Source organism: Paracoccus sp. SCSIO 75233, from assembly GCF_027912675.1.
Taxonomy (GTDB): domain Bacteria; phylum Pseudomonadota; class Alphaproteobacteria; order Rhodobacterales; family Rhodobacteraceae; genus Paracoccus.
Map to the genome: position 1 here is coordinate 1 of NZ_CP115765.1, position 23,901 is coordinate 23,901.

Below are 23,901 nucleotides of genomic sequence, written 5' to 3' on the forward strand. Positions count from 1 at the left end.
TGACGAATCCGGGTGTGTGAAATGACGATAGCTTAGAAAAGTTATCCACAGGCTGTTGGTGTGTGAAATGACGACTCTTGACGATTGGTGTGTGAAATGACGATAGTGAGCCATGGTGTGTGAAATGACGAATCGTGAGCTGAGCAGAGGGTGTGTGAAATGACGAATGCACGCTCTCCGCTCCTGCCGGACCGGCATCCGCAAAAAGACCTCTTCGTTTGCGACATTGTGGACGCGGTGCCGAAGGGCGACATGGCCTCGATGGAACATCCAGTGTTTACCCTCTCGACCAAGCCGGACATGAAGCCGCGACGCTACCAGAATGGTGATAATTCGATTGAGGTTTCACCGTCACGCTACGGGCTGGCCACAGTCCATGACCGTGACGTGCTGATCTACTGTATCAGTCAGTGCATGGCGGCACTCAATGAAGGCCGCAAAGTCAACCGGTCGATGCGGTTCAAGGCTCATGATTTGCTGGTGGCGACGAACCGTCAGACCTCGGGCCAAGGCTACCAGCTCTTGAAGGATGCGCTGCGGCGTCTGCAAGGCACGCAGATCGAGACGAATATCCGCCAAGGTGGCAAGGAATATTTTAAGGTCTTCGGCCTGATCGAGTCCGCGGAAATCGTTCGGGAGACACGTGACGGTCGGATGCAGGATGTCGAGATCACACTGTCGGATTGGGTGTTTGATGCCATCGAGAACAATCATGTTCTGACATTGAACAAGCAGTATTTTTTCCTCCGAAAACCGCTTGAACGGCGGCTCTATGAACTGGCCCGCAAGCATTGCGGCGCACAACCCAAGTGGAAGTGTGGGCTCGAACTCTTGCGCGACAAGTGCGGGTCAGGCTCAACCACGAAAGAATTCAGGCGATTGATTTCGAAGATCATCGAGGATGACGCGGTGCACGACCATCTCCCCGACTACACCATGAGCATCGAAAGCGATAATGTTGTCTTTCGCCCCAAAGGGGCTGAGGCGGTGGTCGCCCCCTCCTTCCTGGCGTTGCGGTTCAGAAAACCAGACACACATGATGAGGCGCGGCGTCTTGCGCCCGGGTGGGACGTCTACGTGCTGGAAAACGAGTGGCGGTCATGGGTGCATGACAAGGCTATCGACGTGAAGGATGCCGATAAGCACTTTCTGGCCTTCTGCAATAAGCGAGGCGCATACCAGAATTAAAACGCACAAATGTGGGTTTGTGGCTTTACGCTTTCCCACGAATGTGGTGAGGTGGACCCATGATCATATCTTTTCTGAACCAAAAAGGCGGCGTCGGCAAAACCACCCTATCGGTGAACGTGGCGGGCTGTCTGGCACGCCAAGGCCACCGGGTGCTTCTGATCGACGCTGACAAGCAAGGCTCGGCCACAACATGGGCAAGCCTGCGCGAAGATGCGCCCTTCCAGGTTGTCAGCATGGCACGGGCTAACATGGCGCGGGACGCGCTAAAGCTTGCCCAAGACTATACTCACACCATCATCGACGGCCCGCCGCACGCGGAGGAGATTGCCCGATCTTGTATCGTTGCATCGGACTTTGTGGCGTTGCCTATCGAACCGTCCGGTCTCTCGACGTGGGCATCTGACCTGACAGTGCGCCAAGTCAAAGAAGCGCAGGAATTCAAGCCATCCCTGAAATGTGGGTTTGTGGTTTCCCGCAAAATAGGGAAAACTGTCATAGGGCGAGATATTCGCAACATGGCTGCCGAGGCGGGTTTGCCAATCCTAGCAAGTGAGATCGAGCAACGGGTGGCCTTCGCTGAAGGTATGACCATGGGGCAAACGATTTTCGAGTGGGCTGGCGATAGCAATGCGGCCCGCGAGATCAACCAACTAACGAAAGAGATTGAGCGGTATGTCGAAGAAGACATTTTCGGCGGCTCCGAAGCCGAAGCAGCAGCCAACGGATGACCAAATCCTCGCGTTTGAACGTGGCGGGGCAGGGCATGACACAACACGGGCAGACAAGCCGGTCGCGAAGACCATGCCGGATGAGCCGACTAAGCGCCTGAGCCTGGATCTTCCGGCGAGCCTGCACACGCGATTCAAAACGGCGTGCAGTGCGACGGATCGGAAAATGGTAGGTGAACTCCAGGCCTTCATTGAACAGCGCACGCAAGAATTGGAAGAGGATGCGGGCATAACCCGCAAATGAACAAAAGCACAAATGTGGGTTTGTGTGAAATATTGCGCAGGCGGGATTTGTGGCTTAAAAACAAAGGGGAGGGCGGTGGCGCAAGAAACGTCACCGCATGATGAGAATGCATGCAGAGCTGAGAACGAGAGACGCCCTTGGGCCATTCGGCCCGGTCGAAGAAAAGAACGCACCAGATGTGTTGTACACGGCGGGTGATACCGCGCTTTTGACCGAAGGCTCGCGCGTGGCGATTGTCGGCTCAAGAAAAGCCACCCCGGACGGCATCAAACGAGCACAGGCTGTTACTCGTGCCTTGGTGCAGCAGGGTATTATTGTCGTCAGCGGCCTAGCCGAAGGCATCGACACAGTAGCGCATAGAACTGCGATAGAAGAGGGCGGGCGCACTATAGCGGTGCTCGGTACGCCCTTATCCAAGGCGTACCCGGCCACGAATGCCGGTCTACTTGAAGAGATCAAGCGTGATCACCTAGCGATTTCCCAGTTTCCCGAAGGTTATCCAGGCAAGAGCGAGAATTTCCCGCGCCGCAACCGGACGATGGCGCTCATCTGCGATGCTACCATCGTGATCGAAGCAAGCGAGAAGAGCGGGACCCGCCACCAGGGATGGGAAGCTATCCGGCTTGGCCGCGATCTCTACCTGCTTGAGAACGTCGCAACCAATCCGAACCTAACTTGGCCGAAGCAGCTCATCGAGTACGGAGCACAAATCCTGCGCCGTGAAGACCTGCCCGATATCTTGCTCGATATTCCGAACTACACTGCTGGGGGCGTTCGTGCCTTCGAGCTATGAATATGGCACCTTCGCCAACTATTCCCCACGCGGTAGCTCGGAGCTGTCTGTAACCTCCCGAAAAGCCTGTGGCGCGATCAAGGCTGGCCGGGTCAATGTCATCGCCTCGGCCGTTCCGCACCTGCAAGTCTCGAAGGCGGACGCTCTGCGGCCTTTTCTCGGGCCGGATGTCACCTTGGTGCCGGTACCGCGCTCGGCGCCACTCCCCGATGGGGCGCTTTGGCCTGCCAAGGTGATCTGCGACGTGTTGCACGAGCACGGGTTCGGCCAAGATGTACAAACCTATCTGAAAAGAACGAGGGCTATACCGCGTTCGTCAAATTCACCGGCGGCGGAAAGACCACTTGTCCCTATTCACCTGGGAAGCATCGAGGCGGAGAGACCGTTCTTCGTGCCGAACAAGATCACCATCGTGGATGATGTTCTGACCATGGGACGGACAAGCTTTGCTTGCGCGGAACTCCTTCGGGCTGTCTGCCCGGATGCAGAAATTCGTATTTTTGCAATGATCCGGACGCAAGGCCTGCAAGAAGACATTGAGAAAATTGTTGATCCGGCCATAGGCACCATCATTGGCTACCCATCCGGCAAGACCCACCGTGACCCATAAATGAAAAAATGTGGGTTTGTGGGTATGTGGCGGAAATGGAAATTGAGTTACTAAGACAAATTACGAAAGATGATCACAGACGGACTGACAATAGGCATAGATGCTGAATAACCATAAACAATTCCTGGCATGGAGACGGCAGGTCTTTGTCCGCAATCCACATCGAGATCTGAATGCTCTTTACACTGGGCTCAAGCAGAGAAGCGGCGTTTACTTGATCGGCTGCGCGGAGGAGATTGTCTACATAGGGCAGTCATGGGACCTGACGGAGCGACCAATTGATAGCTTGGGCCGTTTCTACCACCGTGTTTCTGACGTCTCACTGCCGTGGTCTCTCGCTCTGGCACCCTGCCCACCTGACGAGATGCACGAAAGGGAAAGCAGGGCCATTCGTTCCTTCGCCCCGAAGTTCAACACATCGATCCCAAGCATCCCTGCGAGCGAGGGACGGATGCCAGAGATTATCGGATACGCTGCTGTCTTTCAGGATCAGATCAGTTCAGGCGGGGCTTTTGACGAGGGAAACCTTCGTCGGCAAATGGAGCGCGCAGCTGAAAACCCTTCACCACCTTGGCGGCAGGGGAAACAACGAAGGAAAACCGGGAAGCGCGAGCCGAAGTCCAAGTTGCCGCCGCTTGATCCTCCAACGCAGCTGACGGGAGACTCGCTTCGAGAAGCTTGGCAGCGCTACGGCGTCCCGTCTGATGGAGCTTTGATCTATCCGATCAATCTCTGCGATGATGGCTCAGTCGTGACCCGTGACGGAGAGGTTATCGGTACATGGTCGATGGACCAGTACGAAGCACCTTCGTTTACGCCAGACGATGCGATTATTCCCTTATTCGAAGCACCTTTGGTCGGCCTTCTATGCATGCGCATACGCGAATGGCACGAAAGCAAAACTGGCGAGAAGCTATAGAGCTACGGCTACGCCCCCGCTCTGTTCACAACCATCTCCATGGAGCAACAGACAGGAAATTCAGTAATGAAACCGCAGTTGTGCAATCTCTAGGCTTTGGCCGTCGCCAGTTCCACTGACCCGGTAGACCATTCGATCTTCCCGAGAAATCCGCCGGGACCACCAGCCAGTCAAATCGCCCTTCAAAGGTTCCGGCTTGCCGGTTCCCTTGAAGGGGGTCCGCTTGCACTGCTTGATCAGCTCGTTGATCCGGTCGCGTACCTTGTCGTTGGTGTTGACCCAGTATTGATAGTCTTCCCAGGCCTGATCGGAAAAAACCAGCTTCACTCGGTCAGCTCACGCTCTTCGCCAGTTCCAGCATCGAGTTGCGCGATCGACGCGCGCAAGCGGGATGCGTTTTTCGGTGTGGACAAGAGGTGCAACGTCTCGTTGACGGCGTTCCAGGTTTCTAGGGATACAACCACGACGGACTCACCTTTTTTGCGCGTCACGACGACCTCTTGCTTGTCGTGGATCGCTCGATCCATGACGTCCTTCAGTCGAGCGCGTGCGTCTGAGTAGGTCATAACATCCATGTCGACTCTCCTTTGCCTCCCTCTATATGTACAATATTTAGTACAAGTAAAGAGGCTGTACGACACGAAGACAAGCCTCATCACAGCGCGGGTGGCTCTTAGTCTCGCAAAGGCTTGCTCCCATATGCTGCTTGCACAGACTGGATCGGTCTGTTCAGAATACCGTGCAACATGCATTGAAAGCAGCCCTGATGCTAAAAAGAGCCTCGTTCACGAATTTAACCAGCGTGCCAAGCGCGGAATGGCAGTTCTCTTCAGGCCTCAATGTCATTGTTGGCGAAAATGGTCTCGGAAAATCCCATGTACTGAAAGCGCTTTACTCGATCCTGAAATCCTTAACTCCTGATGGTATTCCTGTTGATGGTACACAGTTAGAAAGGTTTGGAAAAAGCCAGCTTGAAAAGCGGATCGCAGATGAGTTGTCAGGCAATATGCGTCCTGACAGCCTTGGACGACTAGTGAAACGACAGCAAGGCCGCAACCGTGCCGAAATCTCTATTACATTCGAGGATAAGCGCCTGAATACCAGCTTCGGCTTTGCGACCAATTCTAGGTCCCAGGTGGAAATCTCCGACCTTCCGCATATTAGCTTGAACAAATCACCCGTTTTTATTCCGACACGTGAGCTCATCACCCTCTGCCCGTGGTTTGTTCCGCTCTTTGACTCCTATAATGTGCCTTTCGAGAAAAGCTGGCGCGATACTGTCATGCTGCTCGGGGCCCCCAGCCTTCGGGGCCCCCGAGAGACAAAGGTCCGCGAATTCCTCTCCCCTATCGAAGCCGCGATGGGCGGCAAGGTGGAGGTTGACGCAAATGGGCGTTTCTTCCTGAAGGTGAATGGCGGCAAGATGGAAGCCGCCCTCGTTGCTGAGGGCCTACGCAAGTTCGCAATGCTCGCGCGGCTAATTAGCACTGGTATCCTTCTCGAACAAGGATATCTGTTCTGGGACGAACCAGAGACCAACCTCAATCCCAAGCTGATCCGCGTCCTAGCTCAAGTGATTGTCGGATTGGCCGATCAAGGTATTCAGGTCTTCATCGCGACACACTCTGTGTTTCTGCTGCGTGAAATCTCCATTCTTACCGATGGCAGGAAGAAACCCAATTCCCGTTATTTCGCACTGGCCGCTTCGGGCGATGAAGAGGTTTCACATCTGGAGCAAGCCGACACGATCGATGCGCTAGAAACGCTTGTACTTCTCGACGAAGAACTGCGGCAATCCGAACGATACTTGGATGCTCAAGAAAATGGCTGATGTCACGCTTGACGAAGGGCTCCTTCGTTTCGAATTTAAAGACGTTGACTTTGCCGAGCAGTATGATGGCTGGCGCCATCATCGAAATGTTTTTTCATCTGCTTGTGGCGGAGCAAAGGCAGTAGATTTTGTTGTAGGCAAGGGTAACGTGATCTGGCTTATCGAAGTTAAGGATTATCGTCATCACCGGCGGGACAAGACAATCTCGCTTTGGGACGAGATTGCCATCAAAGTCCGCGATACGATGGCCGGTCTCGTGAGCACAAAATTTATTGGAGTTGATGATAATGAGCGACGGACTTCGCGGACGGTCCTTGGCAAGAGGACACTTCACGTCGCCCTACATCTCGAGCAGACCAAAAACCCTAGCAGACTATTTCCCCAAGCTTTCAATCCCGCGAATGTTCGCTTGAAATTGAAACAGAACTTGCGGTTCGCAGACCCACATCCGGTGGTCTTTGACCGAACAGATTTCCCAGCCCAGCTCGGCCGGGTCACCAGCATCTAAGTAATATACTTAGGCATCTCACCAACGAAAGTAGCATATGTGGCTTCATGCGAGCTTTTGGCTAGAAGCCTGCATGAAGCCCTACACCGAAACCCCAACAAAACATCGGTAAAGTGCGGCTTTTTACGACATGCCACTTCCTTCATGCAAGGTTTATACGTATTATCTGATAAGAACCCTGCAAGGATTTGCCCGTGAAAACTGCCGCCGAGACCACCTGGAACAAAGGCCGCGTCGTGGGCAAAAAACCTCCTCTGACGCCCGACCAGGTGTCCCTGATCCGGATGATCCTGCGCCAGGAGAAAGCGCTGCGCGATCTCGCCCTGTTCAACACCGCCCTTGATACCAGCTTCCGGGGCTCGGATCTGGTACGGCTGCGGGTGGCTGATGTCGCCACGCCTGCCGGGGTGCGCGAGATCGTGGAAATCCGCCAGAAGAAAACCGAGACGCGCAACGCACGACCGGTCCAGGCGCGCTTGTCCTCGGGCACGCGCGACAGCCTGCGCGCCTATCTCACCGACTTTGAAAAGCCGCTGCACGGCTGGCTCTTCACGGGGCAGGGGGCAAGGTGGGTCCACACCCACTTGAGCGAAAGCCAGCTCTGGCGGCTGTTCAGGTCCTGGCTGGACAAAGCGCACCTCGATCCCAGCCTCTATGGCCTGCATTCGCTGCGCCGGACCTTCCCGACCCATATCTATCAGCAGACCGGCAACCTACGCGCGGCCCAACTGCTGCTCGGCCATGCCAGTATTGAGAGCACCAAGGAATACATCGGCACCGAACAGGCAGAAGCCTTGGAAATTGCGCGCAAGTATCATCTCTGAGCAATGCAAACATATCTCGAAAAGCGCCAGCCTACGAAGAACGTCGCCCGGTACTACCGGATGGCGGTCATGCCGAACCTGTTCGGCGAATGGACGCTGTACCGCGAATGGGGCCGCATAGGGCAGGGCGGTCAGGTGCGGATGGATTGGTTCGCGGATGAAAATCAGGCCGTCGCGGCGCTGATCACACTGGAAGCCTCCAAGCGTCAGCGCGGCTATTGGATGGAGCCTCAGCAGCTTGCGATGTTCGGGTGATTGCATGACCAACCCGGACGAGGCTATTGACAGCACAGCAACCCCGTGCATCGCGCTGCGCAAGCAGGAGATTGACCATTATGAAGGCGACTGAATTCGACGAACGCTTCGACGCGGGCGAAGACATGTCCGCCCATGTCGATTGGTCAAAGGCGCGCCGCCTCAATTTCGAGGCTAAGCGGGTGAACGTGGATTTCCCGACCTGGGTCGTCGCCGGTCTGGACCGGCAGGCCGCGAAGCTCGGCATCACCCGTCAGGCGCTGATCAAGATGTGGATTGCCGAGCGGTTGCAGTAGCGTTCTCAAACACCAAAGGTTTTGACGGTCTGTTTTCCGTCACCACCTCTAGGAGAGGGACAAATATTATTTTGAAGTACTGCCAGCGTTGCTGGGGTTGCTGAAATCAGAACACTGTGAACCCTTACACTTGGAATTTTGTGTCAATGTGCGCGGCCACATCTAAGCTTAGCTTCCGGTTCTCAAAGGTTTCAATCAAACGCCCTGGAAAATGCTTTTCGTACCAGGCTATCTTGCGTTCACGATGATCCTGATACATATCCGAAGACATCATACCCCAATGCTCCCAGAACCATGTTTCACCCTGCCAAGTTACAGTAAAATCAGGTAGATACATTGTGCCATCCGGCGCACGTAATAAGACCTCATAGCTGAAGGGAATACCGCGCTCATGAAGCAAATTCGCGATCACAAGCTCTGATTTCGAACGTACCATATCCCCGCTGAGAGCTTGATGAATGAGGCCTTCCTCATACCAGCCTTTGCGGTTTATCAGCTCATCCGGAACAGCACGGAAAAAGCCATCAAACAGGGAGGAATTGATTAAGCCGATCTGTGCATTCTCAGGGCGGCGTGCTGACAGCAAGGTGGATATATCGCCCTGCACGAGAAGCGTACAATGCTGCCGGGCCCGCGTTAGCGCTGTGTAAAGAAGCTCTGAGGACAACGACCGCCCTTTTGATTTCGGTACAACCACGTAGGTATGATTGAATTCGCTGCCCTGTGCTTTGTGAACAGAGATCGCATACGCAAGCTCTAGGTTAGCCTCGACGCTTTCAGAACCGCCTTTTCCAGTCAAGTTTCCTCCATACCCTACCCCGAGATGATCCTTCCGTTCAAATTTCACCTGAAACCGCTTGAGGCGCGACAGGAACTTCTTATCAAAACCGTGCTTTTGAACGAAGCCAATCTCGCCGTTGAACACCTCAATGCGCTCCGATTTTCCTGTACTGAAATTATAGGCCCAGAGTGGGTTTGACTGCGGCCTATTGCGATACTGAATGACCTTGTCGTAGAGCGCTATGCCATCGAGAAGGCCGTGGCGGCTGATAACACCCACCGCGATACGGCCTTGGATTGCTTCATTCAAAGCCTCTACACCATGGAGCTCACCGCGATGCGGTGTTAAAACTTGGTATTTCTCCGGCTTCCATTCGAATGCTGCGCGCCAGAGTTCAAACGGCTTTTCGCTATCAAGGGTCGCACCCGTGTGATCGGCCATCTCGCGTTCAACCGCACGGATCAAAGTGTCAGAAATATCAGCAGGATCGTCCCAATAAGTCACACGCAAGTCGGCATCAACATCACCGCCCCTGTGGACCTTTGACAGTAGTTCCTCCCCTTCAGATGATGTGCTCTCGCCGTCATCGCGCGCATTTGCACTGATGAAAAGTTCAGCGAAGCGTAAGATTGCGGTGCCCTTACCTTCGATTCTATTCTCAAGTTGCCTTAGGTTATGCGTCAGGCGCGCGATGCTGTCCGGCTTATTCTTTGTGAGCCATTGGATCGTATCAGCGAAGACACGTCCTCGCCCAATCGGAGGCAACTGGTTGGGATCACCAACCAGGATAAAACGACGCACCTGCCGCCAATCAATGGCGCGCACAAGGCTTGCCATCAGACCAAGATCGAGCATGGAAGCTTCATCAACGATGATCGTTCCGCTGCCCTCACGCTTACCACCTGCGCGTTTAAAAGTGAGGTTGTCGTTAAGCCAACCGCCCCTAGCCAAGAACGAGTGTACGGTTGATGTCGCGACGCGCTCGATAGCGCGTTCATGCATCTTGGCGCGTACACGGTCAGAGGCCTTACCGGTAGGCGCAAGAACGGTAAGCGGTGCTCCATCACCCTCGGTTTGACGCACGGCGCGAATAATTGCGCAAATAGCTGATGTCTTGCCGGTTCCAGCAGCACCGGTGACCACAGAGAACGGTCTCCGAAAAACCGCTGCACAAGCCTCTGCTTGAGCAGATACAGCTTCCTCATAGGTTTCGCGGGCTTTTTCCAGAAGCGGGCTCTTTGTATCCCTGACTTCGGCGCGCCAGTCATCATCCGTGAATGGACGTGCGAGCGAAATGTCCGCGCGGCCCCCGAGCCGCGTTAGCTCCTCCTCAACCGCCCGTTCGTCCTCATAGACGGGTTTCCAATACAGCCACAGTCGATCGGCCTCGCTGCGCAGAACAAGAGCTTCTTCGAGCTCATCTCGATCAACCTCAAAATAACGCTCTGTAAAAACGGTGGATTTCCATTCGGGAAGTTTGGCCAAGCGGGTATTAATTTCTGCAAGCACAGCATCCGCCGCCCGGAAAGTCTGGTTTGGTTCCCGCCGCAACTGATCAACACAAAGGGCACGAAGGCGGCGTGGATCGTCAAATTCCATGTCGGCAAGCGTAGGGCCGCCGAGCTCCGGCGACGGCAACACCCCACGGTCGACGGTGCCCCAAGGAATCGTGTCGTCGGGGTTATCTCCAACATAACCCTCACAAAGCAAATACGGGTTTTCGGATATTTCCGCGATGTCGGCGGGCAACCCATGTGCAGCACGAGTAGTTCGTTCTTCACTGAGGATGCGGTCGATTTGCGCCGGATCAAGGTCAAGTCGGGCAATGACATCTCGCAAAAGTTTTCGCCCAGTCTCAGGCTTCAATTTCCACTGCCGGGATAGACGCTGGAGCGGTTTGCCGAACAAACCGAACTCCATAACCTCCTTGCCATCGTCAACTGCTGAGAAAAAGAGCTGGTGCGCCTCTTTGGAGCGCCCCTTCTCCATCATCGCCTTGGCAGGCAAGATCGCCGCTTCAGCAGAGAGTATCCGCATGACATTGAGGAGGCCGGGATAGAGCCCGCGCTTGCTCCAAAGCTCGGCAATGCAGCTGAGTATCCAGCCAGCGCGCTCATCCCAGTCTTCGCTGGTATCTCCTAATTCCTTGAGTTCATAGACAGCGCTGAGAAACTGCTCCAACAACCCAATTGCATCATCATTGGTCAGGTGGCGCGCACCGTACTTGCAGGTTCGGGGGTTCTCCGGAAAAATGGAAATTCTCTTCAAAGTCTCGGGGTCATCACGGTAGCGATGATAAGGGAGCCGGAGCCCCTCATTCGGGTAGTGCGAACTGATATTACGAGCCCAAATCATCCCCCCGGCATAGCGCTCTCGAACATGGTCATTGACCTCCCCATAGGTAAGGCGATCACCAATCTTCTTGACGCGCGATACACCGATCAGGGCGTAGCGTGGGCTTTCCTCGTCGGACAAAGGGTTTGAGTAGTTGGCGTAGTAAAAAATCAGGCTCTTATCGTTTTCGATCTCGGCAAAAAACTCGTCAGCATTTGCCGAGCGTCGATCATTGTCGAGCCGTCCGCCTTCATCATAGACGTCGTCGCCGTACATCGCTTCATAGGGCCAGACGCAGGCCGTCGCCTCAGGGATGTCCCACTCCGTGCGGACCGCACCGCCATTGAAGAAATCAGGCGGGTTTGAATATCCTCGGATCGGGTCGGACCCAAACGCGTTTACGCTATAGATGCAGGGAGGTATTTGAGCTCCGGAGAGCTTTGCGATCGGTGCGCCTGCATTTTCTGTCTCAAGCGCAAGATTGCGCTCACGGGCCACAACATCCCCAGGAAAAGAATGCATACCAACACAGTAAGTATTGCAGTCTGGTTTCTCGCAAATCCGGCCATTCCAGCCGTCGTCATGCCACGCAAGCCGGGCCGTAAGATGTACCGTCAAAATCGCCTCCTATTAACTCTACAGCAGCGCATCCTGCCGGTCATCTGCCTTGCCACCTTTGCCCGATCCTTTAGTATCAAAGGCTCCTGAAGCCTGTAGCGCATCCACCGTGATGATCGGACCATCACAAATGTGTTGAAGCAGATCAGCCTGATGGGGCTCCAGTGTGACCAAGCGGCCCAAGATGTGCAGAACGTTCAAGAGTTCAGACGTGTATTCAGCCAGCCATTGATCTGAATGGATACTTTCCAGCGAGGACGGGGGACGACGCTCACCAATGGTGGTGCGGGTGCGGTCCTTCTTGCGATAACTGAACCAATGGAGAAGAACCTGCTTCCCGGAAACCTCGTATTCCCAGACAGCAGCTGGCACGTTGTCGATGAAACCGTCACCAACATGTAGGCGCTGTTTCGCAGGATCATGTGAGATTTCGTTCGGCATGAGGTCGGGATCGGTTGGGATAGTGCCATCCTTTGGGATCGTCGGCCCTTGCCCCTTGGGCAAGCGTGGTAGGCTGGCGGGGCGGCCTTTTGACGGATCGGTGAAACGGTCCCCAAAAGTGTGGAGCCAGATGACTTCTTCTCCGATCGCTACAGCTTCCCGGAACAGCTCTCCATCGGACGTGATAGGGATGCGCAAGCCAGGCTGAACAAGATCATCCTTAAAGGATGCCGTATAGGCGGGATGTGCTGCAACTGCGGCAAGATAAGCCATGACGTCAGGGCCAGTGACTTTTTCACCTGTCGCTTCTTGTACCGCGCTAACGAACATTGGCTTGATATTAGGCTCGGCAGCTTTTGCATCAGCCCAAAGAGGAAATACCCGGCCCCCGAAAGAGCCCTTGTAGTGATCAAGGTCACAAACTGCGCCAGCAAAAGTCAGCGCGGGACCATTGCTAGGTGAGGATCGATTCAGTGCCGTCAGAAAAACTTGGCTATCTGAGTAGTTTTCCCAAAGAGTGGGGTTTGATTGATTGATCAACCTACCATCTGGGATGATCCATTGCCGGTCAAAAGAACGAAAGCAGTACCGAATGGGCGGAATACAGGCATTCTGATCAACAGCAACCGGACCTGAACGGAAGGGGTGACCGAACAGCCCACTTTTGAGGGGTTTGTCTATGTGTTTGTCCCCTGGCTTTCCTTTCCGCATATGCGGGTGAAAATCGCTGGCCTTCTTCTTCGCATCTTTCTGAGTGACAAGTGCATTCCAGCGATCTTCTAGAGTCGCCTTATCAGGTGCAATCACCCAAACACGACCTGGCATAACGCCCGATCCATCATAGGTGAACAGCTCTTCGAGCGGGACAAAGTCCGCCCAAGCCCCTATGTTTTCAGGCAAGAAAGATGCGCGAGGTTGGGTCGCACATTCCTGCCACGCCGGGCCTTCAAGGGTAATGGCCTTCAAATCCTCGAACTTGTCCGTTCTGTCACCAGAGCAGAGAACACGATAGCGAACGCGCGCAGGTTGATCTTTCGAGGCTTTCGTTTTCCGCAACGCCATGACGATGCAAACTGGCTGCTGCACATCCTGAAATATGCGGCTCGATACGGGCGGTTGATGGCCCTCGGGTGTGCAGTCGATCACCCAGATTTCATCTGCCTGCGCGCGAAGATCAGCGCGCATTTTCTGAAATCCTGGGCCATTTAAGAAACCAGCCACAGTGATAAAGCTGATCACCCCTGTCTGGTCGCGCTCACGCTGTCCATCGAACTCTGCCGGATCACCGTCACCAAAGACTTTCCACGTCGCCCACCTCCAGAAATACACATATAGGTTACGCAAATGCTTGGTGTGCGTCCCAACATTCCACTCTGTTGGAGGCATCCAGTCCATCAACGGCCCTGGCCGGTTGGCGCTGCCGGTTTCCACCCATCCCCCAAGTCCCGCCGCCTGGTTCTTATAGGGCGGGTTCCCGATCACAACCGTGATCTTCTCCTGTTTCTTTATCTCGTTTGCTTGCCTTCGGGATTCCCCGAGGGGCATCAAAATTTGCGGGATATACTCGTCTTCCAGGTACGGGTTGCCCAAAGTGTCGGTCACATAGAGACGCATCGGGTCGGCGTGACCGGCAAAGTCATCGCCAACCAGATCGCGTAGCTCTGCCAACAAGCGCAGCTGGGCAACGGCGAATGGTCCGAACTGAAGCTCAAAACCGATCAAACGCGGGATCGCCGCCTCGATCACACCCGGCACCGCACCGGGTCCCTGATCCTCTTCCGTGGCCTCTGCGATCCTGCGTAAAATGCCCAGAAGATATGTCCCTGTACCTGTGGCCGGATCAGCTACTGTGACGTTCTGGTCTCCCAAGCCATCAACCAAACCGAAATAGGCGCTTGATCGCAAAGCCTCGTCCACCAGACGCACCATAGACATAACAACCTCTGGCGGCGTGTAATAAGACCCAGTCTTGCGCCGCAGCTCGTCATCATAGGCCTTCAGAAACTTCTCATAGAAATACAGCCACGCCTCGGGGTCGCCCTTGCTGATCACGTCCCATTCCACGGCATCGAGAACCCGGGTCAGGGTCGCAAGCGACGTTTTCAGAGTCGCCTGATTTTCGGCATCATCGGTTAGCAAGCGAAGTGCCGTGCCGATCAACGTGTTGGTCTGGCGCAGTTCTTTCGCCACGCGATCAAGGCCATCCTTGAGCGGTATTTTCCGCGCACGCGCCATCAACATACCGAATGTCACCGCCTGAGCGTATCCATCGGCAAAAGCTGCATCGGTCGCATTGGGGAAGAGCAGCTTGCGCCAGTCTGTTGCCAAATTGGTCAAGGGACCAGACCCCTCGCCAAGCTGCTCTGTCACCTCTTCGCGCAGCAACCTGCACAGCCGGGCAGTCATCTCGGCCAGCGCGAGCGCAGTTTTTGGCGGTTGGGGGTCCCATTGGAAGAAGTCAGAGAACCGGGCAAGCAGCTCAGGCGGGGCATTTAACTTGTTGCCCGACGTTTCAATGTCACCGTCAAGCTGAATAATTTTCCCTACCAGTTCGCCGTCCTGCCAAAGACTGAAAGCGTTGCCATCGGTATAGATCAGATTGGGCAACGTCTTGAGCTTTTCCCATTGCCCCTGATCATGCTTATCAGTGAAACGGCGCGGGTCAGCTCCTTTGCCCGGTGCTTTGACCTCGACGAAACCGACTAGCATGGATTTGAACGTAACCGCGTAATCCGGGCGGGTCTTGAGCTCCGCCAGAGACGTCTCCCCAACTGGCACAACGGTACCGGAGGGTAGACCTGCCAGCTCAGCCATCTGGGTAATGAGAGTTTCGAGGGGTGCGCGGAGCTGATCTTCCGGCGCTCCCGACACGCCAGCGTTTTTCAGCTTAGACTTGGCGGTAGCACCAAAATCCGCGACGATCTCCATAAGTGTCTTGCTCAATGCCTGCCCTCAAAATTCTCTGAATACTGCCAGTAGGCAGTATCTGGTCAACTATTTCACAACACGTAGCTGTTGTCCCTTAATTGGACGGACTGGATCAGCCGCCAATCCGAAAGTCAGTTTCTCAACCTCATCTACCGGCAAATGCAGCGCCCTTGCGATGGTCTCCTTCGTCTTGCCTTCTTGCCACAGATGATCAAGCACCTGCTTCCAGACGCGCGACTTGTCACGCTCTGTACCGTCCGGCTCACCCGTCCTGTAACCGCGCTGTGTGAGATCAATACACATAGAACGGTATTGCCAGTCAGTCAGAAGCCCCAACCGATGCACTCGGTAGGCCAAGGCCATTGCTGACACACGCCAGCGCTTCTTGAGCTTCAGAATCAGGTGGACAGACGGCGCATGCGGAATGCGCCCGCGTACATCCTCTGAAGGCATCAGGAAGCTTGACGCAAAGGCATTCGCTTCTCGCTCCACATCTCGTCCATGCAGCGTGTTTCCCCCAGCATGCAGGATCAGATGCCCGAGTTCGTGAGCCGCATCCATCACGCCATGCTCGGCTGTCTTCATCGTGTTGAGGAAAATGTAAGGGATCCCGTCCTGCCAAAACGAAAATGCATCCACATTGAGCGTTTCTTCGGCGAGCGAAAAAACACGTACTCCCTTAGCCTCAAGAAGCGCAATCATGCTGGCGATCGGCTTCTCACCAAGGCCCCACGCCTGCCTAAGCGCCCGTGCAGCGGCTGCCGGGTCTGGCTCATAGCCAATATCAGGTAACACAGGCTCTGGCAGATTGAACTCCTGTGAAAGCCATTGCCCCACATCCACACCTATCTCACCGGCTGCACGCGCTGCTTCGCGCTCTCGAACGCTTGTGCGCTTGAGGCTGCGAAAACTCACGGCTTCAGCTGGAAGCTCGTAGGTATCCCCTACAAAGAAAAACTCGACGGGATAGCGCGTTGCCTTCGCCAAAGCATTGATCGTTTCTTCTGTCGGTTCACTTTGCCCTGTCTCGATGCGTGACAGTTGGACTCGCGAGATCCCTGCGGCTTCTGCCACCTTGATTGCGGTCATCTTTCTGCGTTTTCGAGCGAGGATCAGGCGAAGGTGGTTGAATGGTTCGTGCCGTGTCATTTCCGTGAAATCTTGATGTCGAAGTCGATGGCGTCATCATCCGAAGAGCCGTCTTCTTCAAGGGCATCAAAATCACTACCATCGTGCACAAAGATACGCTCGATGAATTCGGAAAATTCACCGCCCTTGATAAGGGCATGAGTCACTTCGACGGCACCGTCCTGGGCGACCATCACATACCAGACCTCGACATCGAGCCCTTCGCCAGAATGGGTGGCCGGAACCACCTCCTCGATCAGATCAAATGCGCTGCCTTGGCTAAGGCGCTCAGACCCTGCGCCCTTGCGACTACGCGCCTGCGGCAGATCAGATAGGCTGCAAGCGACATCCACATTCTGATACAGAACAATGACCTTACGATCCGGGTGACGAACGCCATTGGTGCCATAAGACTGGTCAATAACCCAACCACGTTTCAAAAACGTAGCCCGAAGCTCACGAGTGCCGTACTGGTAAGCGAGCTGCCCGGCTCCGTTCGCGGGAAAGAGGGGGGATGATCCGGTCGCGTGCATACTGGCAGCAACATCCCGGATATCCAGAATATCCTGCCTGTCCATGCCCAACTCAGCAAGCCGACGATCAACGTCAATGTCGTCGATATAGATTTTAGCAACCATTCGGGGCATGGGATTCTCCATGTTACATTTTCTTGCCCTCAATGATGGCAAAAAAATGTAACATGGGCAAGTCTCATCTTGCGAACTCAGAGCCGCAACAACCACAGGCGGGCCTTAAATCGACAAAATGGCTGAGCTCGCCCCTCAGGGGCGTATGCGCGAAGCGCCGGGCCTGTTGGCGGGTGGCCTCAAGGCTGCCCGCCGACAGGTCACCCTGAAACCGTCCACCACCTCGATCACGCCAGAACGCAAAAGACCCCCGCCTACTGACGGGAGCCTCGATCATTTCAGCGGTGTGGGCCGTTACTCAGCGGCCATCCGGTCAGCCTGCGCGGTGCGCTCCATGATGTAATCCACGGCCTTCTGCGCCTCGGACGCGGCGCGGAAAATCGCGCGGCTGTCTTCCTTCATCGCCTCAAGCCATCCTTCGACATAGGCCGCGCTCTGATCGAATTCAGGCTCCACCCCGATCTGCGCGCAAAGCATGCAGTTTCCTATCTCCGCGACCAGTTCCTCGAAGGCGTAGGCCTTGCGATCATTGAACCGGCCCAAACGGTCCAGCCGCTTTGTCGCCCCTGTCCAGTGGGTCAACTCATGCGCCAAGGTGCCGTAATATCCTGCGGCCCGGTGAAAGGTCGCGATTGGCGGCATGTGGATGCGGTCGGTCTTGATGTTGTAGTAGGCGCGCGGCTCCTCGGTGCTGTCGATCTGCGCGCCACTCGCGGCAAAGAACGCTTCCAACGCGGGATCGGCCAAGGTGCCAAGATCGCGGGGCGGATCGGGCAGGGTGTAGAATTCAGCGGGCAAGCCCTCGATCTGATCGGCGTTGAACACGCGGTAGGCCTTGGCATAGGGGATCTGGCGTTCCTCGCCGTTCTCGTCCTCGCGCTCGACGGTGCCGTATTTCACCACGGTTGCGGATTTCTCGCCCTTGCGGACATGGCCCCCAAGCTGCTTGGCTTGATTGAACGTCATCCAGCGGGCTGAACTGTAATCTTTCGCCATCGCTGTCGCCCAAAGCATCAGGATGTTGATGCCCCGATAGGCTTCGCCGTTAAACCGTTCCGGCAGGCTGACCGATGCCCCGCCGCCAGTCCACGGCTTGTGCCAGGGCGGTGTTCCCGCCTCGATCTGCGCGATGATCTGATTGGTGACATGGGAATAAACGTCAAACTTCTCTGCGGTCATTTGTGACCCTCCTTTGAGTGACGCGGTCCGGGTCTCTTCCCCCTTTCCGCCAATGGGCGGGCCTTCCTGTTCTGATCTTTGGAATGCCCATGCATTCCGAAGGGCAGAGCAGGTAAGGGCAAAGCCCGTCCTGCGGCCTGGCGGGGCCGTGACAACCGGGTGGAGGGCGTGAATTTGGGAGGGAACCGCGCGCCTGCGCGTGGGAGGAACCGGAATTCTCGACCGGAACCGACGCCGACGGCGGCGCTTGCCGGTTTTCTCGGACCTGACAGGATGGCAGGCGGATCAACAGGATTTGGAAACTGTCAGGGTTGGGGTGAGCGGGCGTCAGCCCGTCGATCCCCTGCCCTGTCTATCGCTCAAAGCGAGGCCGGCGTACTGCCGGGATCACACAATTCAGCCTGAACGAAACACTCGTCGTGTTTACACGGCCATGTAACTGCTGCCGCAATCGCGCGGAGCCGCTAGACGTGCGGGCCCTGACGTAATGCCGATAAGAGAATGGACAGGAAGCGTGCGAGAAATGACAGAATAATATTGCGGCCAGAACCGCACCCCCGTGCTAGGCGTGAAACAAGCAGATTAAGGACGATGCAATGACAGAGCCGATGAATCCAGAACTGCTGAGGGTGGTGGAAAGCGATATGGCGAGATGGGTGCGCGACCGGATCGAGGTATTGCCTGGTCGGGCGAAATTCTGTGCGCATAATGCCGTGCGAAGCCTATACTGGGCGGGCGGGATCGCTACGCTCGAAAGCACGACCTATCGCGAAGGAGAGCGCGGCTATCGTGTACCGGCAACGTTCTTCCTGATGCACGCGCTGGAAGAGGCCGTGGCCGCTTTCATCGCATGCGCCAAGAAAAGCGGCTATACGGCTCTCGCCAAGAAGGTCAGCCCCAAAGACCACGTCCATAAATCAACGCTGCCCTGGCTCTGCGGTCAAATCATCGAATTACTGGGTGCCTACAAGATCGGTTTGGCCTATCAGGCCGATCATGACCGGATTGCGGTCAGATACGAGGACAATGGACAGGTATCATATCAGGTTGCATCAATGCGCTTGCTGGGGTCCGTAGACCAAAACGGCAATTCCAGCGCGTCTTTCGCAGATGACATATACGCCCGTTTCACAAACGAGAAGGATGTCCATCGGCTTTTGAAGGAAGGCTCCGGGGGCCGCAACTATCTCATTTATGCAGATGATAATGGCTTTCGTACCGGCCCCTTGGACCTTGAACCGGAGCTGCGGGAAATAGCCGTAACCGTGATTGGGATACTCTGGGCGACAGTGGATATGTGGGAACACAAGGGCGAGCGTATCCAGCTTGTCGAAATCATTCTCAAAACCACCCATGAGCTTGCTGAAGCGGCAAAGTGAATGCCGCCTCACGTGTGACCAAAGGCTGGCTCGCGCCAGCGCTATTTCAGCCCGAACCGGCTCAGGACGCCACGCCTGCTTTCTTGACCGTCCAAAAGCCGTTTCTCGAATGCAATATTCGACGGCAGGCTCACCACGGTCAGACGCCACAATGCCTTGTCATGCGGCCAGCTTGGCGGACGCCATTCCTGGCGTTCCACTCCGACGATCTCCATGCAGTCTGGAAAGTGCAGCCACGGAACCTGCTCGCCATTGGGAGAGTCGCCCACCTGCTCCGGTGGAGCATCGAGGAACGTGAACCCATCTGCCTCCGTTCCGTCCAGAAAAAGGAACCGTGCTGTTTCGTCCTCGCCCGGGCAAAGTCCGCTCACAGCAACCCAGTCACCGCAGGTCGGGGCCTTCGCGGCGTCCAGAACAACGCGCCATTTCTTCATCTTGGCCACCCCTCCGCAAACGTCTTTCACCGTTCTCTGTCTCTGTCGCGATCGCGGCCCTGCCCGCGCTCGGACGCAGTATCACGCCCACGTCCGAGAATGTCATCCCGCCGCCCCTGGTCACGACCCTCGCCGTCGCGGGTGGCAATGTCCCGTTCTACCGCCGCTGCATCCCGCTCCTGTCCGATATCGCGCGCACGCCCAAGGATGGCGTTCAGACGCTCCCGAATAGGATCGTCGGAAGGGGCGCGCTCCCGCCCGACATCCGGCGCTTGCACCTCGGGTCGATCAACCTCGCGCCCCAATACCGCCGCCCGACGCGCATCCATATCGCCCCGCTCGGCACCAGCCTGCGGCCTCTCGACCTCGCCCATAACTCTCTCCTTGATCCGTGACATCGCCGCCTCGGCGCGGCCCCAAAGCTGATCCAGCCGCTCGCGCGCGGTGGCAATGAACGCGCGCCCCCGCTCCATCAGCTCAAGCCGCAATTCCAACTGACGCCAGCCCAACTCTTGGCGCTGTGCATTGCGCGCCTGAGCCGCGCGGAAAGCCTCACCGCGCTCCGTGACGATCCCGCGTTTCTCCTGGGCATTGGCCGATGGGCCGATTTTCGGCTCGGGCTCGCGGCTGAGCTCGACCACCTTCTTCTCGTGCTCAATCGCAAGCTCTTCCTGCCCGCCCCCCCGCGCGCGCTCGACCTGCTGCTCGGCTTCGGCGCGCTGAACATCGAGGGACCGATGGTCGATCCGCTCCGACCGCCCTGCCCGCTCAAGCGCCGTGTTCGCGTCCCGTGCCCAGGCTTCGCGCCAGCCCATCAGAAGGTCTGGCGCATTCCAGCTGCGGTCCTTCTTCCCGAACCCCTCGCCGGTCAGCTCCCGCATGGTCAGCATGACATGCGCATGGGGCTGACCGTGGCCATCACGGGCCTTGCCCTCGTGAACGGCCACATCCGCGATCATGCCGCGATCGACAAACTCGCGCTGCACGAACCCGCGCAACAACTCCAACCTCTCGCCCCGATTAAGCTCACGCGGCAGCGCCACTTCGATCTCGCGAGCAAGTTGGGCATCGCGCCGCTTCTCGACGGCTTCGACCGCGTTCCAGAGCTGGTCGCGATCGCGCATCCAGTCGGGCGCATTTTCGGGGGCCATGATCTCGGAATACACGACCCCGCCCTTGCGGCTGTAGTCATGCTCCACCCCCTGCCGGTCATCCCGCAGCCGCCCAGCCGTCCGGTAGGCGGCGGCTGCGACCGATGACCGGCCCCCTGCCCGGCTGATCACTTTCGCACTGAGATGATAGATCGCCACGGATCGAGCGCCTCTCTTTAAAACAGGGTCCAGCGCCTGGTTGCGCTGGTCGGGAGCGCGAGGGTGAAACCCTCGTTCAGGCGGCATCGCCGCCTTGGGGGGAAGCCGTCCGGCGCGGGGGTTTACCCCCATGAGGACGCGCACGTTGTCGAAGACAATGTATAAGCGCGCATTTAAATCTTTTCAACCTATCAATCCGCCACTACATTCGCCCCAATTATTCCCGAGGTTGCCCCATGTCCCAAAGCCGCCCAACCGACGCCCGGATCAAAGAACTGGCCGAAAAGAAAGCCCAGCTCGACGCCCAGATTGCAGCGCTCGATGCCCGGCGGCGTCTGTCTGAGAAGAAAGACGAAGACCGCCTCAAATGGCTCCTGGGCACTTTGGTCTTCGACCGTTTGAGCGCCGAACCTGCTCTTCAGAGCATCGTGCGGCGCGACCTGCCAGACCGCCTCACCCAGCGGGACCGCGACCGTGGACTCTGGCAGATTCTGTTTCCCGATAGCGACGAGGACCGGTCATGAGTTTTGTTCTGGAAGCCCGCCACTGGGTGATCATGATCGGTGCTGTGATCTTGGCCGCTGCCGCCCTGATCCTCGCTCCGCAAGCGGTCGCGATCTACCCGGTGACCACCTATGCCTTCCCGATCATCGCCTTGGCCACCATTCTCGATACCCTTGGAACCGCCGCAGAGCGCCACAGGACACCGCTTAAGCTCCTCGCATGGGTCTGCCTGTGCTCTGCCGCCCTCACAGCCCTGACGCCCCTCAGAGCGCCGCTCAATGACATACTGGCGACTGTCCAGGCATGGACGGGCGCTGGCTGGCCCCTCCCCCGTGCCATTTGGGAGGGCCTCAAGGGGCTGGCCCGGTATTCTGATCCCCAGAAACAGGCCATGGCGATCTCCTTCGCGCTTGGCGTGGTCGGCGTCGCAGTGGCCGTCAGCGCACCATTGGTGGCGATCTTCAATCCACGCATTGGCCGCAACCGAAAATCCCGCACTGGCCCCTGGCAGGCGGGATGGATGGACCCACGCGACATTACCCAGCTCGCGCGCAACAAGACCGGCCTGCCCCTCGCCCTGCACAAGGGTAAGCTCCTGCGCTACGTCAAGAACGACGCGAAGGGATGGCGGGGAGGTCATCACCTCGTCGTCTCCGGCACACGGGGCGGCAAAGGCGTCAGCGCCGTGATCCCGGCCATCCTCGATCACCAGGGGCCGGTCGTGGCGTTGGACATCAAGGGCGAGAATTTCGCCGTGACGCGCCGCCACCGGGAAGAGCTCGGGCGCAAGGTCGCTGTCCTAAACCCCTTCGGCCTCGTCGAGGACGGAAAGGATCAGTTCAACCCGCTCGACTACATCCGCCCCCACGAGCTGGCGCGAGACGTGGCCCTGGTTGCGGACGGCCTGGTCAAACCCGAACAAGGCGACGGCGCGCATTTCTGTGAAATGGCCCGCCAGCTGGTCGCGGCTGCAATTGAGGTAATCCTGACTCAGGAAGAACACGATAAGCGCAACCTGATTTCAGTGGCTGATTTGCTTTTGTCGGCAAATTTCGACCAGACCCTTGAGGTCTGGTCGAAAAGCAAAGACCTTATCGGCCACCGCCCTGCCCAAACCGCCGCAACCATTCTGCGTGCAGGTGACAAAGAACGTGGTGCCATTCAGACGACAGTCTCAAAAGCCTTTGAATGGATGCAGTCGGACAACATGCGCCACTTCCTGGCCGGGTCCAGCTTCCGCATGGATGATCTTCTCGATGATCGGGTTGATCTCTTCATCGCTGTGCCCCTCGATCAGGTGGACAAGCAAGCGATCTTTATGCGCCTGTTCATCAACCTTGTCCTGGGCACAGTTGTGCGCCAGGACGGGCGGCGCAAGGTCAACGCTCCGATCCTGCTGGTTCTCGATGAATTCGTGCGGATGGGCCGCATGGAGCAGATCATGAACATCGCCAATGTCGCCGCAGGGGCCGGTGTCGAAGCGCTGTTCGTTACCCAGGATACTGGTCAGGTCGAAAAGGCCTATGGGCCAAACGATGCCCGTTCGATCTTTGGCTCCTGCATCACCAAGCGCGTCTTCAACCTCAACGATATCGAAACCGCCGAATGGGCGGCGCGGCACCTCGGGGAAAGCACTGTCTATTCTCAGCAAATTCGAGAGGGCAAGGCCTTGAACGAGGGGCGGGATTTTTCCTACTCGGAGCAGCGTCAGAAGCTCATGACGGCTGAGCAGATCACGGGCATGAAGGCAGATGATCTGCTGCTGTTGGTGGGTAACCGCAACCCGCTCAAGGCCAAGCAGAATGTGTATTTCAAGAGCAAGACCTACCGTGGAAGGTTCGATCAGAACCCGCTGAATTGAAAGTTGGGCGTTGGAATTTTGTTAAAGGCTTCGCGTTTTGAGGGAGTTAAATAGAGTTATAATAGAGTTACACCTTGGAAAATGGCCAATAACACCTTGAAACAAATAAATTTTTCTAGAAGGTCGGTGTGTGAAATGACGAAGTTTGGTGTGTGAAA

Annotated in this window: 23 protein-coding genes; 14 read left to right on the forward strand and 9 right to left on the reverse strand. The window is 56.5% G+C overall.

Going from position 1 to position 23,901, the window contains the following annotated elements:
* The first annotated feature begins 159 nt into the window (after window positions 1-159).
* The 6 genes from PAF12_RS18615 to PAF12_RS18640 all read left to right on the forward strand — a co-directional run bounded on the left by PAF12_RS18615 (window position 160) and on the right by PAF12_RS18640 (window position 4,485).
* Window positions 160-1,188 carry a replication initiator protein A gene (locus PAF12_RS18615; protein ID WP_238368332.1) on the forward strand — a complete coding sequence of 343 codons (1,029 nt, stop codon included), beginning with the start codon at window positions 160-162 and terminating at the stop codon, window positions 1,186-1,188.
* A gap of 59 nt (window positions 1,189-1,247) precedes the next feature.
* Window positions 1,248-1,919: a ParA family partition ATPase gene (gene parA / locus PAF12_RS18620; protein WP_037931658.1), complete on the forward strand. Its 672-nt coding sequence runs from the start codon at window positions 1,248-1,250 to the stop codon at window positions 1,917-1,919.
* Window positions 1,864-2,163, forward strand: coding sequence for a hypothetical protein (locus tag PAF12_RS18625; protein ID WP_132953151.1), 300 nt, complete (start codon window positions 1,864-1,866; stop codon window positions 2,161-2,163). The genes parA and PAF12_RS18625 overlap by 56 nt, the downstream gene beginning before the upstream one ends.
* Window positions 2,164-2,260: 97 nt before the next feature.
* Window positions 2,261-2,956, forward strand: a complete 696-nt coding sequence (locus PAF12_RS18630; RefSeq protein ID WP_243722076.1) for a DNA-processing protein DprA — start codon at window positions 2,261-2,263, stop codon at window positions 2,954-2,956.
* Window positions 2,940-3,566 carry a hypothetical protein gene (locus tag PAF12_RS18635; protein WP_271110005.1) on the forward strand — a complete coding sequence of 209 codons (627 nt, stop codon included), beginning with the start codon at window positions 2,940-2,942 and terminating at the stop codon, window positions 3,564-3,566. The genes PAF12_RS18630 and PAF12_RS18635 overlap by 17 nt, the downstream gene beginning before the upstream one ends.
* A gap of 100 nt (window positions 3,567-3,666) precedes the next feature.
* On the forward strand, window positions 3,667-4,485 hold the full coding sequence (locus tag PAF12_RS18640) for a hypothetical protein (RefSeq protein WP_271110006.1): 819 nt from the start codon (window positions 3,667-3,669) through the stop codon (window positions 4,483-4,485).
* A 60-nt stretch (window positions 4,486-4,545) separates the two neighbouring features.
* Here the strand turns inward: PAF12_RS18640 and PAF12_RS18645 are convergent, their stop codons facing one another.
* Both PAF12_RS18645 and PAF12_RS18650 read right to left on the reverse strand, forming a co-directional pair.
* Complete coding sequence (locus PAF12_RS18645) at window positions 4,546-4,812, reverse strand: Txe/YoeB family addiction module toxin (protein WP_271110007.1); 267 nt, start codon at window positions 4,810-4,812, stop codon at window positions 4,546-4,548.
* Window positions 4,809-5,060, reverse strand: coding sequence for a type II toxin-antitoxin system Phd/YefM family antitoxin (locus PAF12_RS18650; protein ID WP_271110008.1), 252 nt, complete (start codon window positions 5,058-5,060; stop codon window positions 4,809-4,811). Before PAF12_RS18650 ends, PAF12_RS18645 begins: the two co-directional genes overlap by 4 nt.
* A 191-nt stretch (window positions 5,061-5,251) precedes the next feature.
* Between PAF12_RS18650 and PAF12_RS18655 the strand changes: the two genes are divergently transcribed.
* The 5 genes from PAF12_RS18655 to PAF12_RS18675 all read left to right on the forward strand — a co-directional run bounded on the left by PAF12_RS18655 (window position 5,252) and on the right by PAF12_RS18675 (window position 8,199).
* Entirely contained in the window at window positions 5,252-6,316 is a 1,065-nt protein-coding gene (locus PAF12_RS18655; protein ID WP_271110015.1) for an ATP/GTP-binding protein, read from the forward strand.
* The gene (locus PAF12_RS18660) at window positions 6,297-6,824 is read left to right on the forward strand and encodes a hypothetical protein (RefSeq protein ID WP_271110009.1); all 528 of its coding nucleotides are present in this window, start codon (window positions 6,297-6,299) and stop codon (window positions 6,822-6,824) included. Before PAF12_RS18655 ends, PAF12_RS18660 begins: the two co-directional genes overlap by 20 nt.
* A 194-nt stretch (window positions 6,825-7,018) precedes the next feature.
* Window positions 7,019-7,648, forward strand: coding sequence for a tyrosine-type recombinase/integrase (locus PAF12_RS18665; protein WP_271110010.1), 630 nt, complete (start codon window positions 7,019-7,021; stop codon window positions 7,646-7,648).
* 3 nt (window positions 7,649-7,651) lie between these two features.
* Window positions 7,652-7,903, forward strand: a complete 252-nt coding sequence (locus tag PAF12_RS18670; protein ID WP_271110011.1) for a WGR domain-containing protein — start codon at window positions 7,652-7,654, stop codon at window positions 7,901-7,903.
* Window positions 7,904-7,983: 80 nt separating this feature from the next.
* Window positions 7,984-8,199 carry a CopG family antitoxin gene (locus PAF12_RS18675; protein ID WP_271110012.1) on the forward strand — a complete coding sequence of 72 codons (216 nt, stop codon included), beginning with the start codon at window positions 7,984-7,986 and terminating at the stop codon, window positions 8,197-8,199.
* Window positions 8,200-8,323: 124 nt separating this feature from the next.
* Here the strand turns inward: PAF12_RS18675 and PAF12_RS18680 are convergent, their stop codons facing one another.
* The 5 genes from PAF12_RS18680 to PAF12_RS18700 form a co-directional block, all read right to left on the reverse strand.
* A complete protein-coding gene (locus PAF12_RS18680) occupies window positions 8,324-11,932 on the reverse strand; it encodes an ATP-dependent RecD-like DNA helicase (RefSeq protein WP_271110013.1) in 3,609 nt (1,202 codons plus the stop codon).
* Between the two features lie 18 nt (window positions 11,933-11,950).
* Window positions 11,951-15,301: a type ISP restriction/modification enzyme gene (locus tag PAF12_RS18685; RefSeq protein WP_271109995.1), complete on the reverse strand. Its 3,351-nt coding sequence runs from the start codon at window positions 15,299-15,301 to the stop codon at window positions 11,951-11,953.
* Between the two features lie 66 nt (window positions 15,302-15,367).
* Window positions 15,368-16,450, reverse strand: a complete 1,083-nt coding sequence (locus PAF12_RS18690; protein ID WP_271109996.1) for an XRE family transcriptional regulator — start codon at window positions 16,448-16,450, stop codon at window positions 15,368-15,370.
* On the reverse strand, window positions 16,447-17,088 hold the full coding sequence (locus tag PAF12_RS18695) for a hypothetical protein (protein ID WP_271109997.1): 642 nt from the start codon (window positions 17,086-17,088) through the stop codon (window positions 16,447-16,449). The genes PAF12_RS18690 and PAF12_RS18695 overlap by 4 nt, the downstream gene beginning before the upstream one ends.
* A gap of 282 nt (window positions 17,089-17,370) precedes the next feature.
* Window positions 17,371-18,255, reverse strand: a complete 885-nt coding sequence (locus PAF12_RS18700; protein ID WP_271109998.1) for an ArdC family protein — start codon at window positions 18,253-18,255, stop codon at window positions 17,371-17,373.
* A 596-nt stretch (window positions 18,256-18,851) separates the two neighbouring features.
* Here PAF12_RS18700 and PAF12_RS18705 point away from each other — a divergent pair.
* Window positions 18,852-19,634, forward strand: coding sequence for a hypothetical protein (locus tag PAF12_RS18705; protein WP_271109999.1), 783 nt, complete (start codon window positions 18,852-18,854; stop codon window positions 19,632-19,634).
* Between the two features lie 41 nt (window positions 19,635-19,675).
* Here PAF12_RS18705 and PAF12_RS18710 read toward each other — a convergent pair whose 3' ends face one another.
* Together PAF12_RS18710 and mobQ are read right to left on the reverse strand one after the other, a co-directional pair.
* Window positions 19,676-20,068 (reverse strand): hypothetical protein, encoded by a 393-nt coding sequence (locus tag PAF12_RS18710; protein ID WP_271110000.1) that lies wholly within the window; start codon window positions 20,066-20,068, stop codon window positions 19,676-19,678.
* Between the two features lie 26 nt (window positions 20,069-20,094).
* On the reverse strand, window positions 20,095-21,378 hold the full coding sequence (gene mobQ, locus PAF12_RS18715) for a MobQ family relaxase (protein ID WP_271110001.1): 1,284 nt from the start codon (window positions 21,376-21,378) through the stop codon (window positions 20,095-20,097).
* 236 nt (window positions 21,379-21,614) lie between these two features.
* Here mobQ and PAF12_RS18720 point away from each other — a divergent pair, with 236 nt between their 5' ends.
* Window positions 21,615-21,902: a mobilization protein gene (locus tag PAF12_RS18720; RefSeq protein ID WP_194098771.1), complete on the forward strand. Its 288-nt coding sequence runs from the start codon at window positions 21,615-21,617 to the stop codon at window positions 21,900-21,902.
* A gap of 50 nt (window positions 21,903-21,952) precedes the next feature.
* A complete protein-coding gene (locus tag PAF12_RS18725; protein WP_271110002.1) occupies window positions 21,953-23,743 on the forward strand; it encodes a type IV secretory system conjugative DNA transfer family protein in 1,791 nt (596 codons plus the stop codon).
* Window positions 23,744-23,901 lie beyond the last annotated feature (158 nt).

Excerpts from the sequence above, each read along its gene's own strand:
- PAF12_RS18615 (WP_238368332.1), top strand. The coding sequence starts at position 160 with ATGACGAATGCACGCTCTCCGCTCCTGCCGGACCGGCATCCGCAAAAA.
- parA (WP_037931658.1), top strand. The coding sequence starts at position 1,248 with ATGATCATATCTTTTCTGAACCAAAAAGGCGGCGTCGGCAAAACCACC.
- PAF12_RS18625 (WP_132953151.1), top strand. The coding sequence starts at position 1,864 with ATGTCGAAGAAGACATTTTCGGCGGCTCCGAAGCCGAAGCAGCAGCCA.
- PAF12_RS18630 (WP_243722076.1), top strand. The coding sequence starts at position 2,261 with ATGATGAGAATGCATGCAGAGCTGAGAACGAGAGACGCCCTTGGGCCA.
- PAF12_RS18640 (WP_271110006.1), top strand. The coding sequence starts at position 3,667 with ATGCTGAATAACCATAAACAATTCCTGGCATGGAGACGGCAGGTCTTT.
- PAF12_RS18650 (WP_271110008.1), bottom strand. The coding sequence starts at position 5,060 with ATGGATGTTATGACCTACTCAGACGCACGCGCTCGACTGAAGGACGTC.
- PAF12_RS18655 (WP_271110015.1), top strand. The coding sequence starts at position 5,252 with ATGCTAAAAAGAGCCTCGTTCACGAATTTAACCAGCGTGCCAAGCGCG.
- PAF12_RS18660 (WP_271110009.1), top strand. The coding sequence starts at position 6,297 with ATGCTCAAGAAAATGGCTGATGTCACGCTTGACGAAGGGCTCCTTCGT.
- PAF12_RS18670 (WP_271110011.1), top strand. The coding sequence starts at position 7,652 with ATGCAAACATATCTCGAAAAGCGCCAGCCTACGAAGAACGTCGCCCGG.
- PAF12_RS18675 (WP_271110012.1), top strand. The coding sequence starts at position 7,984 with ATGAAGGCGACTGAATTCGACGAACGCTTCGACGCGGGCGAAGACATG.
- PAF12_RS18685 (WP_271109995.1), bottom strand. The coding sequence starts at position 15,301 with ATGGAGATCGTCGCGGATTTTGGTGCTACCGCCAAGTCTAAGCTGAAA.
- PAF12_RS18690 (WP_271109996.1), bottom strand. The coding sequence starts at position 16,450 with ATGACACGGCACGAACCATTCAACCACCTTCGCCTGATCCTCGCTCGA.
- PAF12_RS18695 (WP_271109997.1), bottom strand. The coding sequence starts at position 17,088 with ATGGAGAATCCCATGCCCCGAATGGTTGCTAAAATCTATATCGACGAC.
- PAF12_RS18700 (WP_271109998.1), bottom strand. The coding sequence starts at position 18,255 with ATGACCGCAGAGAAGTTTGACGTTTATTCCCATGTCACCAATCAGATC.
- PAF12_RS18705 (WP_271109999.1), top strand. The coding sequence starts at position 18,852 with ATGACAGAGCCGATGAATCCAGAACTGCTGAGGGTGGTGGAAAGCGAT.
- PAF12_RS18710 (WP_271110000.1), bottom strand. The coding sequence starts at position 20,068 with ATGAAGAAATGGCGCGTTGTTCTGGACGCCGCGAAGGCCCCGACCTGC.
- PAF12_RS18720 (WP_194098771.1), top strand. The coding sequence starts at position 21,615 with ATGTCCCAAAGCCGCCCAACCGACGCCCGGATCAAAGAACTGGCCGAA.